Below are 13,913 nucleotides of genomic sequence, written 5' to 3'. Positions count from 1 at the left end.
TGGCAGTGATTAAATAGTTTTAGATGCTTGAAGTTTTCACTCTATTTAACCGAATTGCAACAATTAACTGTTATAGGGTTCTGTTTTTAGATCTTTATATAAAACAAGGACTAACAATGGGTGTTTGACACGATTATCGAGCTTACACGTGTTCACCAGTAGCGAGGCATGTTCACCAATACTGTTTATTTGGATCCAACTCTTCTACCCATTCAGGATCTTGACGCGACTCTAAATAGAGTTGTAGGCCGTTATAGGACATGAAAGCTGCAGGGCCGCCGAGGTGCTCGAAATAGTCAAAATACTCATCTTCGAGAGCACAAAGGTGGGCTAAATCTTTAACCTTGTTAGCCAGCGCCCACTGAATGGCAAATACAGGCGCTATTGAGCCTGAAATATTCACCTCTTCGACGTTTGGGTTAAACATTGAATTAGCTTGCTCAAGCAGTATCTCTTCTTGTTCAGACTCTTGTTGTAGTACCTCTTCGACGATCTCCGAGCGCTTGGTATTAGAGACATTCTTGTTCAGCTTGGTGATTCGCAGTGCGTAGCTAAACCTTTCTGATGAAACGATGTCGACAAGCTGCGACAACAGCTCTTTGTCTACGCCTGCTGCCTTGGTGAAATAGTCGATACATGAATTGATTGAGGCATAACGAGTACCGTCAAACTCAAAGCCACTGGTTTCGTCGTATACCTCAAGTGGGATGTCATCAACCGACAAAGGCCAGCCTTTATAATCGACGCGTTGTTTGGCGATTTGATACATCTTCCAAGCGCTGCGCCCAAACCCACCGAGCGTCGAACCCGAGAAATCAGAATCAATAAGCTCTTGCTCCGTCCAGTTCTCACCGATGCTAAGGTGCTTAGCGTACTTGTCTATCAGAGTGTGTTTTATCTGATCGCGCACTGACCAAATTGAGGTTAGATTCTTTGAATAGTTAATTCTCGCACACTCATTACAAGCCGGCAGTGCTATCGGTGAATGGCCTATCTTGGCAACAGCCTGCGCTGTCTTAGGGAATTCAACAAGGTTACTGGAAGGTTCACCACAAAACCAACAGGTGTGGCGCAGATTGAATGGGGTATCTATGTGCGAGTATGTGTTAACTGTCAATTTTGAACCATTTCTGAATTATCGAGGTAAAGGTAGTGAGTATTTACCTATGGGGAATGTCTTGTTATACCACTATAGCAACCAGCGTTTTATATTCTTTGGATTCGCTAGGGTTAATTGGTACTTTTTGGGAGCTGAAGAGAGCTTCTTAGTATCTACGCAGACATCCAAACGTTTGAGCAAATACTTAATCAATGCTCGTCGACAGTCAATTGTAAATGGCGCATCATGCATCCCGTAGTCGACTTTCACTATTTGCTGTTGTGCTGGTGAAAGGTGTGGATTTGGGATGATTTCGATTATCTCTTCTGTTGCCCAATCTTCATCGTCTTCGATGTTAATCTCTGATTGGTTGAGCAGCTCAGGCTCACCTCTAAATCGGCTCAATACAAAGTCTAAGAACATCCTTCTTTCTTCGCAATATGCCCTCACATGCCAGCGAAATCCATCAAATACGATAGTGTGCGGGACAATATTTCTGCCTCGCCCTTCAGGGTTATCCATTGATACATACTCTATATCAACTCTGCGTCTTTCTCGTGCCGCTTGAAGAAGTCTACGAACGATTATAGGGGCTATCTGCCTGTCTGGGACTGAAAGGACAATAGAGTCTGCGAACCCCAGATCTTTTAAATTAAAGCCGTCTACATGGTCACTGTTGTATTTGTGTAGTAGTGACAAATACTCATTCGGAGTGCCTTTTGTAAACTTTGGCGCAAAATGATCAGTAAGTCGGAAGCCTTTAATACTACGATCATGAACAAGTGGTGGAGCAGAGAAGTGCTCTTGATAAGCTTTGATGTCTCTAGAGGCTTGCTGTCGCTTAATGTTGAAAGAGTTACATAGGTGATTAGTCGTAACGCGACCCTCCCACAATGCAACAACTTCGATTAATTTGAAGCGCAGTAACTGATCCCACTTTATTGTCATAACAATTATCTAATGCCTGAAAATGATACATGTTGATGTGTACAGAATATACGTACATTTTTTACATGGGTATAGTACACACTCAACGGTTAAAATTGCGGAGTGTTACGTAACGCAATGTAAGCTAAATCATACTTTTCTAATACTAAACACAATATTTGTTTGTAAAGCGAGTAAGATAAACAATTTGCATATGGCGATGTTAGCTCATCCACTCATTCCATTTTTTTATGGTTATAAGTACCGTTACTTTTCCGTGTTTGATACTATTTATCTCCACAAAAAAAGTCCGTTTAATCAAATTTTGAAGAGATTCCTTTGAACTTAGAAAAAGCCCTCAGCATACTTTCTAAATCATCGCCCTACGCGGTAAGTACAGAAAGAGAGCAAAATCAAGATCTTCTGGCTGATTATAAAAGCCATGTGTACATCACCACAGACATCGAAGTGGACTTTAAAAAGTCGCTGCTGTCCTCTAAGAAAAGTGACATCATATTTTTGTGTGGCAGTAGCGGTGATGGTAAATCTGAGATTCTGACTCAGTACAGCCAGAAGCATAAAGCGACACATGAATTCCATCTGGATGCGACACACAGCTTTAACCCAAATCAGACGGCAATCAATGCGTTGGATGAGCGATTCTCACAGTTCAAAGGAAATGATAAGCCACTTGTTGTTGGCATTAATATCGGAATGTTAGGCAACTATGCTGAGGAAGGTGCTGAACAACATGATGATATTAAAGCTTCGATAAAAGCGTTCTTGGAAAACAAAACGGACGATATTCCAACGAACCATATTTTCTTAGATTTCGAGCAATACCCTAAATTTACTCTGGGCCATGAAGTTAGCACCTCTGACTTTGCAGCTAAGTTTCTCGCTCGCTTGACTGAGCCAACGCTAGATAATCCGTTTTACGCACTGTATGACAGTGAAGTGCAAAAACTAGGTCACAGCAAGCTCACGGCAAACTATGCGTTGCTAGGGCTAGAGTCAGTGCAGAAGAATATTATTTCTTTGCTACTGAAAGCTCGCTTAATCAAAGATCAGTTCCTAACGGCGCGAGCGCTTCTGGATTTTGTGTACCAGATCTTAGCGGGTGATGACTACCTGTTCGACAATCTATTCTCTGGCTCAGATAACGAGCTTTTAGAGCATATTCAAAGCTTTGACCCAAGTAACATTCACACTCGTAAAGTAGATGAGTTTGTTCTTCAGTTTGGTTTGGGAATTGAAAATGAAGGCTTTACACAACTTAAAGATCAGGTGAAAGCGCTCGGTGTATTTGATGTGCTCACTGCTGCTTCATACTTGCGTATGGTTTACTTGTTGAAAGACGAAGAGCAATTTGCAAATGACTATATCAATGAGCTGAAAGCAGACTTTGATAATTCGTTGGTCGATCAATACGCAAACATCTGGCTGCTTCACCGTGAGTTTGATGGTTCAGGAAAGCAGAAGAAAGAGTTGAATAAGTTTTATAAAGACACTCTCATTTCAGCTGTGCATCGCTACTGTAACCGCAATTCGCCATCACTTGATAAAGACCAATTCTTTGTCTCTGAATACAACGGCTTCAAAACAGCAGCTGAACTTGAAGTGAAACCTGATTTTTCATCGATTAAAACACAAGCGGTGGGCAAGATAGGCTCATTTAACGCTCATATTCGAGTTGACAACCATTCACTTCTGCCAATGCCGATAAGTATTAACTTGTTGGAGTTGTTGGAAAAAATCAACCAAGGGTACCGACCGAATAAGCATGACAAAAATGCGGTGCTTTTGTTGGATGAAGTAATAGAGCAGATCATCACGGTAGCGAACGAAAAGAATACTCTGTTTATTCTGAAAAACGACAAACGCTATAAGGTCGTGAATGAAGATGATGAATATTTCGAAGTGAGTGGTATTTAAGATGACTATGGATAAGTTTATAACCCCGTTTAGCCCTGAATTGCCAACTCAATCCGATAAAGTTTCGAGTATCAATAGTCTAAATAGCTATTTTCCTATTCGAACAAATGAAAAACCTTTTGATTGGGATACTGTTATTGGCTTGCTACTTCAAGGAGTGCTGCGAAAGAAAATTGGTAAGTACACAATTGACCGTTTTGAAGCAGATTGCCATGAACTGTTTGAAGAAAAACTAGGACAAGAAGAATTTTGGGAAGTTCTGCGTGAGATGTACTTTGAAAAGAAGGACGTCCTTAGAACTAGCCCGGAAATGCTGCTTTTCAAAGCTCACAAAGATGAGTGCTCTCCAGTTGATGAGCGTGTAGCAAGGATGTTTGCCAATCTATTGATGAACTTACAAGTTCAGAGTTTTAATACCAAGTCTAATTTTATTGAAAGAGAATTCCTGTCTGTTCTCAATGAGAAGTTAGAAGATGGCAAACTAGAGCCTCAGACTGAAGTTCCATACCTTCCAGGGTTAACGCGTGCTTTTCGTGAAGATTTTAAATTCTTATCTAAGCGCCCAAAGTATTTACAGGGTGAATTTGAGAACTTTCTTTCTTTTTATGCGTTCACATATACGGCTCAGCTAAGTTTATCACTACCTGACTGGCGAACAGGAAAAGAGCCTGTAGCAAAACCTCTTTACTTTATTATGGATCATGAGCGAGCAAGTAAAGAAAGGACACATATAAAAAATCATGGTTACCAGTTAATTAGCGAATCGTTCATTCGTATATTCCCAATGTTAACAATGCTAGAGATGCTTCAGCCTTGTAAAGGTGGTGAAGAAAAAGTAAAAGTTCCACTGTGGGAGATTTCACGCCGTATTCAGGATTCTAATCATGAGGGATTAGAAGATAGACTGAAGAAATTTGCTTATGCATTTAAAACTAAGCGCGGCTTGAATGTGGAAATGAAAGGTGCAAATTCAGCATTAGATTGGCTTGGCAATGCGCTTTATTTAGCTGAAGCACAGTTTAAGTCCGGTGGTAAAAAAGGATTGGATGAAAAGTATGCCACTTCTATAGAGAAAATTATGGCAGCCCCTTTTATTCAAAGCCGAGGCCGCAGCGGTCGAGTATTAGTACTTAACCAAGACTACGTAATCTTATTAACCAACCTAGTTGTTGGAGAAAAGGACAAACTCCGTTTCCACGAACTGATCACGGCCTTTGAGCAACGTGGCATTTTCGTTGATAAACAAACAGAACAAGAACTAATTAAATTCTATGAGCGCATCGGAAACGTAGAGCGCATGAGTGATAGTGGAGACGCAGTATATGTCCGTAAAACAATTTGAGACCTTTCTAGTAGAGCAGTTTTTAGCGGATGCTGAAACACATATTAAGGCAGGTTTCCGTTATCAGTTTAAGTCGCCAGACAATGAAAATAGCATGCGTTTGTATCAGGCGATGACGGCTCATTCTGAAAACAGTATTGATGCGACTAATGATATCAAGTTGCCATTCATTGAACTGTTAGGCTGCAAAATCGTACCTGTGATTCATAGCGAAAACCCAGCAGAGTTCGAAGGCTTCACTGAAAACTACATCTCTCACTTACGTGACGAAGTGGCGAGTCAATCAGGCTACTTAAAAGGTTGCGCACTAGTAGTGATCCACAACAGCTTGCTTGATACCTTGATAAATTCTGCAGAAGACTTGGCTCAAGTGGGACAGGTTTGGAGCGCATCAAAGATCAAAGCGGCAATGAAAGGGTTAATTGATCAGCAAGACAAAGGGCGCGATGTATCGAACTGTCTGCTTGATGACCAATTCGATGCCATTTTAGAAGATGGCGCAACCATGTTTGGTTTCGAGTCTCTATACAAAGCAGTTGAAGACGGTGACTTACGCTTCAATGAGTTGGGTATGTTTGAAGATCCACTTGTAGCTGAAATGAGTGGTAACCCTAAGCAAATTAAAAAACGCCTAGAAGATAACCGTGCGCTTTATGAAGAGCTATCTTTTGAAGTTGAACACTTTGGTGGTCAGCTTCAAGACCGCTTGAAATCATTCGGCGAGAAATTTATTAAAGAGAACTTCTCAGAAACGGATGCATGGAAAGACGTTGAGCTCGAAGCATTCCTACAAGAGAAAAAGCGCAATGCTCAGCAGCAACTTGTTCTTGAAGAGGAGCAAGCTAGCGATGGCATGGCAATCACTGCACGTAACCGTGCAGAGACCAAAGCGGGCATGCGTGACCGCCACTTAATCATCGAGTTAGATGAAGATGTAAATGAGTTTGAACTGAAGCTTCTCTTCCAGGGTGCGAGTAATCTTGATAAAAGCCAATTCAAAATTCAGCCAGCAAAAGCGCTGAATAACGAAGAAGTAATTGAAACACGTAACAGTTTTAAAACGACACGAGCTAGCTTGAAAGGTACGTATAAGCATGAGCCACTGTTCTTTAACTTGGCGTTGAAGCGTGAGAACAAATCTGAAGTCTATAATTTCCGTTGCCTAGTTATTCGTAAGGGCGAGTTCTATATTGAACCGTTCAAAAACATCTTCTTGGTAGAGCCTGCACCAGCGAAGCAGCGCTTAACTTTGAATATGGAAGAGAACAAGTTGCAAATCAGAGCCAACGAAGGCAGCGCATGTTCACTGCTTGATGCTAAGCAGGTTGTTGATGCAGCAGATTACGCCGTAGTGGATTTTGAAGCCTTAGCTAATGAAGCTGATGAAATTGACTTTGCAGTAAAATCTGGCGATAACCAGCTTAAGTTTAATGTGGAAGGTGCAGTAGCCACCGATTCATTGAGCTTACCTTTATTGATCAATAGAGGTCGTTATCACAAGCTTTTCAAAGATGAATATAACGGCGAGTTTTATTCTCAAAAAGGCAAAGTAGGCATCGATAATAGCGAGTTCGTTGTACCGGGTGTTCGTTTAAAGCTGCTTCGTTGGGAAGAAGATTTCATCAACCAAAAAGTTGTTTCTATTGCTGATTCGGGTGCGATTAAGCTCGATGACCTGCAAGCGATTGATGAGGCTATTCACTCTTCTTACGTTGAGCTTTTTGATTACCTAGAACAACGCCGCAGTACTCCTTCATTAGCATCTTGGGGCGATGAGTTTACAACACTTGTCCAAAATACAGTGGATGCTTGCTTAGCGTATTTTGAAGCGATCCCAACGGGTAGCATGCTGACCAAAGAGCAAAAATCAGCGTTGAAAATCGGTTTGGTACAATCTGAAGGTGAAGAGTACTACTCACCTTTCCACCCGCTGATTTTGGCGTATTACCTCAACCTAAGAAATGCGATTCGTAATGACAAGAGCTTTGCTCAGCTTCCTGATGTTACGTTTGAACGCTTGTCGCCAAAAGGTTTACTGCCATACGTTTACCATCCAAAACATGAGTTCTCTTATAACCAACAGGTCAAAGAGAACGCGTTCTGGATCAAGAGTGTACCTCAAGAGAAAAGCTCTCTTACTTTCGTTCGTAAGTTGGTAAAAGAGAAAATCGACGAGTTCCAAACGGCATTCAGCCAATTGTTCACTGGCTCCGAGAAGAGCATTATCGTTAATGCGGTGAACCAAGACAGCGCTGAAGAGTTATTTATGGGGCTGGTGGATTATGTCCGCAGTAACCAAGATCAGGCTGCGTCGATTCATATTAATCTGTATGACGACAAGTTAGCGTTTAATGCGTTTGACCGATTCGCAGAAACAGCCAATTACGATGAATTGAAAGAGTGGTTAGAGCTGAACAAGGGTAAAGTTCGTGAAGTTGCCGATACTATTATCGATATTCTTCGCACGCGCCTAACTTACAGCAAGTTCACGAATGCCCAAGCCGAAAAAGATGGTCAGTCTTATGCGCATCTTTCCTTTTTCCGTAATAACGACAAGGTCGATTGCTCAGACATTGCGATTGAAGATATGGCATCAGGCATAGCTTGTGACGGCCTACTAACGGGTGATGCTTCTGAAAGTAAATCTGGCTCGTACTTTACGGGCTTTGGATTGAAAGGTACGGATTACCAAGACTACCCACATTTGATGATGGCTAAATACGTCGGTGCTCTGTTAAAACCTGCACTCAAGCCGAATACTCAATATCACGGTGCAAACGCGGTTGCCCTTGCCGTAAGTGAAGACTTTAAAGGTTTACTTGAACGTTCGTACGACAGCTCTATCTGGACGACCATTATTGATCCTAAAGTGACGTTGGACTTCTTCCATAGTAATGAAGACGTGGTATTGATTCACTATTCAGATCAGTACACTAGCTCATCTAGTTACGATGCAATCACCGTTACTGCGCAACGCGATTTGTTTGAGAAAGTCATCAAGCAAGGTGATGGTGGCCAAATCAATGAGTTCAACGCGTTCAACGGTGATTGGCTGTTGAAAATGATGACCTGTGCGCCAACCATCAATAAAGAGCGCAAAGGCGTGATTGGTGCCTACAAGTTTGTGACTAGCCTAGTGCATGATTCAGACATTACATGGGTGCCGCTGTCTGTCGCCGAGATGATTCGTGTATCGGGTAATATTGGCCTGAAGATGTCTGACAGTGAATTTTCTCGTAATGTTCAAGGTTACAAGAAAGGCGAAATTTCTGACGATGTGTTGCTGGTTGGCTTCAAAGACCAAGACATGTATTTGTTACCTGTGGAAGTGAAAACGGGCTCGGTGCCGAATTACAACAAAGCCGTTAAACAGTCGAAAGAGCTACTACGTTACTTAAGCCAAGACTTACTAGGAAATGATGACCTAGCGAGCAAGCTTTACCGTGGCCTATTTATGCGCCAAGTATTGATGCAAGTTGATAAGTATCGCTTATACAAAGTTTTTGCTGATGATTACTTCGACACTTTGCTGGCAAACAAAGAAGAGTGGCTAAGAGGCGACTATTCACTTGGTCAAATTGCAGACTACCCAGAGGGCTTTGTGGTTAGCCACCTTGAAGGGGCTGGCTGTTTACAACCCGACTACCAAATGATGGAAGGGGTGTTAAAAGTCGACCTGCCGATGGGGCTACTTCCTGGCTTAGTGGAAACTCCGCTGCAAGAAGTGTTAAACGAATTAGATGTAGTGAAACTCTGCCATGTACCAAGTGAATATGTGTTGAATGGCGAAACTCACTTAGAAAAACTCGCTGAAACTGAACCTCAGCCAGTACTTGTGGAGTCTGATGAGGTGGAGACTACAGAATCAGTGCAGCCTGAACAGCCTGCTGTTGAAGAGCAAGTAGTGCCAGCAGTTGAGCCTATGAAGGTTGAGGCTAATAGCAACCTAAACGTGTTATTTGGCCACAATGCGTTAACACAAGCACCACTCAACTGGGAGCCAACTAATACTGCCAAATTCATGAATACCAATACCGGTATTATCGGCACAATGGGTACAGGTAAAACGCAGTTTACTAAGTCAGTGATCACTCAGCTTTACCGCAACCAAGCAGACAACGTAAACGGTGCGCCTATTGGTATGCTTATTTTCGACTACAAATCCGATTATGTAGACGATAAATTCCAACAAGCGACTGCAGGTAAGAAGTTTAACCTTCATAAACTGCCGTACAATCCACTGAGCTTGTTTGGTGATACACCAATGCTGCCAGTGCACACCGCACGTGGTTTCTCTGAAACCATGGGTAAAGCCTTTGGCTTAGGCCAAAAACAGCAACTGCGTTTGCGTAAGCTGGTGGGTGAAGCGTATGAGTTAGCGGGTATCCGCAAAGCGGATCCAAGCACTTGGTCAAAACCAGCTCCAACAATCTCACAAGTATGGGACTTGTTCATTGAGACAGACCCAGACGAAGATTCATTATACGCGGCACTTGAGAGCTTGTACGAGCTAGAGATCTTTGAAGACGACAATACCAAGTGCATGAGCCTTTATGACTTGGTTGATGGTATCACAGTAGTTGAGCTGGCGGGTTACCCATCAGAGATCCAAAACCTTGTAGTCGCACTTACATTAGATCTTTTCTACTCGCAAATGCAGAAGAAAGGTAAGCCTGAAGTACAAGGCGACTTCCGTCAAATCACCAAGATGATTTTGGTGGATGAAGCGGATAACTTCATGTCTCAGAACTTCCCAAGCTTACGTAAGATCTTAAAGGAAGGCCGCGAGTACGGGGTAGGTGTAATTCTTTCTACACAAGACATCACTCACTTCCAAACAGGCGAGAACGACTATTCAAGCTATGTACTTACTTGGGTCATCCACCGCGTCGCGAAGATTCGCCCACAAGAGCTAAAAGCTATGTTTGGTGTAAACGAAAAAGCAGAACAAGAGAAGCTGATGGAAACCATCAATAAGCTAGAGAAGCACTACAGCTTATACATTGATGGGGCGAAGAAGATACTCCCAATGAGAGATAGAGCATTTTGGGAGCTTCTTCAATAAACAACTGATTTTAAACGCCCTTTAGGGCGTTTTTTGTTATGCTATATCATAGTAATATAATGCAGATGCATATTAACTCGTAATTGGATCCGGGAGTTCCTCGCGTTTTAGTTAGATGGACTCTAGCCCATTAGGTAACTTAAATTTATAAAGTAATACGTTGTATATGAAAGTTAGTAAGAATAAATATCGGTATTCTTTCATTACAGGTTATTTAAGGTTGATGTGCTTACTAGTATTAACTACTGAGGTTGGTTAATGAATTGAAAAATGGGTAATAATAATGAATGACAAAAGAAGACCTTTAGAAGATGGTTACAAGTATGAGTTTAGTAGAAGTGGTGCATTTGGAATATTTGATACTGAGTCGACAATACCGATAGAATTTGTAATGACTTCTTTTACCATTAATGAACTTCCACACCTTAGTCTGGCTAGAGATTTGTACTCTGAATTGAATTTTGACTATTTAATTCAGAGGGATATTGATGAAGAGAGAGCTTTAAGTGAAATTAGTCAGTATATTTATACTGATGGAACAAAAAAGCAGAAGGAAATTATATTTCTTCCGCCTTTATTAGTGGCAGTAGTCGAGACTGATAATCAAGATAATATTGTAGAAACTTACCCTGACTCAGAGTATGAATTTATAAAAGATAAATTTGGTGGGACACATACGAGAGAATGGCCAGGAGTATTCAAAGTTGAAAACTATCCTGCAAAGAAGGGATTTGACTTAAATATTTTAGATAGTGACCTTGTTGATAAGTCGATACGAATTACATCCACTCAGGCAGAAATTTCTCTAAATTTGAGTCCAAAGCAAATGAAAGGAGCTAAATTAGTTGTTATTGATGGGCAGCACCGTCTATATGCCCTGAACTACTTAAGAAGAGAACATTACGAAAGCGTTAAAAATATTGTTTTACCGGTCTGTGTTGTGTACTCACCAAAATCAATAAAGTCATTGTCTTCTGATGGACAAGATATTCCAAATATCCAGAGCGTTATGCGAAGTTTATTTGTCGATGTTAACTCGACCGTTGAAAGAGTCAGTGGGCATTTTCTTACTTTATTAAAAGATGATTCTCTTGGTTCTGTTATTTGTAGAGATTTTTGTAATGAAGTTCTCAACTCTCCTAGTTTATCTAATGAAGGGTTAGGTTTAATTGAATGGAATACTAAAAATCACAAAGAATCATTGAATATAAGTCGGGAACATACCACAACTAGCATTGGAGTTTTGAACTCAGCATTTGAAGAGATGTTTAACAATAAATCTGGTATTCAACTGATTAATGAAATTCTTAAGATAGATGATAATATATCAGATTTTGACTTTGGGGTTGATGAGTATGAAAATAAAAAGCCTAAACCAGAAAAATTCCCTTTAGAATCTATCTCTATTAAACATAAATCCAAATTAACTGAATTAGTTAACGATAATATAACCAAGCATTTGGTAGAGATATTTTTTGAGTCTGAGTCTTATAAGGTTCTATATGATACATTTAAAGACTCATTAGATGAAGTTATTGAAAAAGCAATTTCGGAAAGGAAATCTATCTCTGACTCTGCATCTCTGGTAAAGAATAATATATTATTCAATGATCCGATAGATAGTTCTCAAAAGAAAGCAAGGGAACTTCGTTCGGAATTCTATAATGTATTACTTGCTAATAGAAAAGGGAAGGTTTCTGAAATTGTTAGAAGATCAATATTTCAGAAGTCAATAATAGAGTCTTGGTTTAAAATACTAGAAATTGTAGTCGCTTCTGGGTTTACGGTGAAAGAAGCAACTGAAATATTGATATTACTATTGGATTCAAGCTTGATTGACTGTGGTAGAAATTATGATTTCAGACAGCCTTATGTTCAAAATACTATATATAATGCTAATAAGCTTAAAGTAACAAAAGAAACAAGGAAGCAGCTATCAAGATTGATAATTTGCTCTTTGAATTCTCCTTCTATTTTAGCGAAAGTTAAGGGGATCGTTAGTGAGTCATGTGCTGAAAGGTTGTTAAATCTAGCTTCTAAAGAATTTAGTTCGTATGTAAACAGAATGACCTTAGATAAGAAGAAATACTTTGAGAAAAATTATAAAGTTAATTTTTCTGTTTCTTCATTCGATAGGGAAAAACTATTGCAATTAGAATCTGAAAGAGATGAAAAGTTGATTTTAGCATCAACAGCGTCTGAGAGAAGAAATGCAAATGAACCGTTTGATAAAGCTATTACAGAAGCTATTTCTACAGAATTAGATACTGCTTTGGATTCTTTACGTTCTTGCTTTGGTATTGAAGCTAGCGCACTAGTTTTTACTTCTGATGATGGTGAAGATGAATAGTAATTATCTAGTTGATATTAGGGAGGATGATAATGACAATGCAATGGTGGGTATGTGCTTATACTCACCTGTTATAATTGTATCCTCTAGAGAGTTATATGAACATGAACTACAATCTTTAACGGAATTGGAAATAGACTTTAGTTTAAGGGTTACTAATCAAAAGTATAGCGACGTGTTATTTCTGGAATCCTTGAAAGTTGAAAAATTAATGCCAGTTTGTGTGAACACGGGAAGATTGTTAAATTTAGAAATTGATATATATGACTTTCAGGGAAATAATTTTGGAACTCAAGCTAGGGTTCGATTGTTCAGGTTAAAGTCTATGGTAGCATCAAGTACACTATCTTCGACTTTGAAGTATAATTTAAGTAATTATATTAATTTTCTAGAAAACATCTCTACATATGATGAAAGATTTATATCTAAAGATGGTTTTTTTTTAGACGAGGAAGTTTGGAATCGAAAAGATGAAACGTATTTAGAAATGCTCAATTTAAATGAATTAGATAAAGTAAGATCTTTTTATCAAAGTTCAGTTTTCGATTATTACCTATGTACTAATACTTTTAAGGAAAGAAAGATTTCATGCCTGAATGATTTATTTAGCCTGAGAAATAATAGTGACTTAAGTCTGAAGCAGGTGGATGGCTATCCAATATCTATTAAACTATTGTCCTCGTTTTTTATTAAAGCTGCCGAGTTTAAATTGTCATCTAATGTTATTTCTAGTTCATTTATGTATGCTTTTAGAGCGTTAGAAGCGTACTGTGATGGTTTGCTGGTTTTTTTTGGAAGAGCTCGTATTGGTGATGCTTTAAATCGCCAAGGTGAAATATTTAAGCCTGATACTTTACTAGTTAACAACCGTTTTATTTCTGGTTTTGGTGGAAAGTGGTCTGAGATAAAAACTCAAGATGAGTTTAGTTCTATTGATCCCAATTTAATCAATGAATTGGAGAAAATTAAAGAGTTGAGAAATAATTTTGTGCTAACTCATGGAAATGTGAAGCTTACTAAGCAAATATCGAGGGCATCAATTGATATAATATCTAGTTTCATTTTGGCTTTTGAGAATGAAATAAATCAGCAAGCATCAAAATGGTATAATATTTCTCATCGACTTGATGAATTTTTGTCGATTGATGTATTTGACGAAATTTCATATTTTTGCGATGAACAAAACTTCTAACAA

The 13,913-nt window shown here is 39.6% G+C and carries 7 protein-coding genes; 5 read left to right on the top strand and 2 right to left on the bottom strand.

All coding sequences use genetic code 11. The features are described from left to right. Positions 1 to 172: 172 nt before the first annotated feature. The gene (locus AB4558_RS01310; protein ID WP_372157748.1) at positions 173 to 1,117 is read right to left on the bottom strand and encodes a hypothetical protein; all 945 of its coding nucleotides are present in this window, start codon (positions 1,115 to 1,117) and stop codon (positions 173 to 175) included. A gap of 72 nt (positions 1,118 to 1,189) precedes the next feature. Then, positions 1,190 to 2,047: a WYL domain-containing protein gene (locus AB4558_RS01305; RefSeq protein WP_372157745.1), complete on the bottom strand. Its 858-nt coding sequence runs from the start codon at positions 2,045 to 2,047 to the stop codon at positions 1,190 to 1,192. Between the two features lie 318 nt (positions 2,048 to 2,365). Between AB4558_RS01305 and dptF the strand changes: the two genes are divergently transcribed. The 5 genes from dptF to AB4558_RS01280 all read left to right on the top strand — a co-directional run bounded on the left by dptF (position 2,366) and on the right by AB4558_RS01280 (position 13,910). Continuing rightward, positions 2,366 to 3,961: a DNA phosphorothioation-dependent restriction protein DptF gene (gene dptF / locus AB4558_RS01300; RefSeq protein WP_372157743.1), complete on the top strand. Its 1,596-nt coding sequence runs from the start codon at positions 2,366 to 2,368 to the stop codon at positions 3,959 to 3,961. 1 nt (position 3,962) lies between these two features. Further along, the gene (dptG, locus tag AB4558_RS01295; RefSeq protein ID WP_372157741.1) at positions 3,963 to 5,303 is read left to right on the top strand and encodes a DNA phosphorothioation-dependent restriction protein DptG; all 1,341 of its coding nucleotides are present in this window, start codon (positions 3,963 to 3,965) and stop codon (positions 5,301 to 5,303) included. Continuing rightward, on the top strand, positions 5,284 to 10,368 hold the full coding sequence (gene dptH, locus AB4558_RS01290) for a DNA phosphorothioation-dependent restriction protein DptH (protein ID WP_372157739.1): 5,085 nt from the start codon (positions 5,284 to 5,286) through the stop codon (positions 10,366 to 10,368). The genes dptG and dptH overlap by 20 nt, the downstream gene beginning before the upstream one ends. A gap of 283 nt (positions 10,369 to 10,651) precedes the next feature. Further along, positions 10,652 to 12,718, top strand: a complete 2,067-nt coding sequence (locus AB4558_RS01285) for a hypothetical protein (protein WP_108145123.1) — start codon at positions 10,652 to 10,654, stop codon at positions 12,716 to 12,718. Further along, a complete protein-coding gene (locus AB4558_RS01280; protein WP_372157736.1) occupies positions 12,711 to 13,910 on the top strand; it encodes a hypothetical protein in 1,200 nt (399 codons plus the stop codon). The genes AB4558_RS01285 and AB4558_RS01280 overlap by 8 nt, the downstream gene beginning before the upstream one ends. The last annotated feature ends 3 nt before the right edge of the window (positions 13,911 to 13,913 follow it).

It is taken from the genome of Vibrio sp. 10N.222.51.C5, assembly GCF_041474575.1.
Taxonomy (GTDB): Bacteria; Pseudomonadota; Gammaproteobacteria; order Enterobacterales; family Vibrionaceae; genus Vibrio; species Vibrio crassostreae_C.
Note: the sequence above shows the minus strand (reverse complement) of the source record. Positions and strands in the feature narration are given on the sequence as shown.

Excerpts from the sequence above, each read along its gene's own strand:
- AB4558_RS01285 (WP_108145123.1), top strand. The coding sequence starts at position 10,652 with ATGAATGACAAAAGAAGACCTTTAGAAGATGGTTACAAGTATGAGTTT.
- AB4558_RS01305 (WP_372157745.1), bottom strand. The coding sequence starts at position 2,047 with ATGACAATAAAGTGGGATCAGTTACTGCGCTTCAAATTAATCGAAGTT.
- dptH (WP_372157739.1), top strand. The coding sequence starts at position 5,284 with ATGTCCGTAAAACAATTTGAGACCTTTCTAGTAGAGCAGTTTTTAGCG.
- dptG (WP_372157741.1), top strand. The coding sequence starts at position 3,963 with ATGACTATGGATAAGTTTATAACCCCGTTTAGCCCTGAATTGCCAACT.
- AB4558_RS01280 (WP_372157736.1), top strand. The coding sequence starts at position 12,711 with ATGAATAGTAATTATCTAGTTGATATTAGGGAGGATGATAATGACAAT.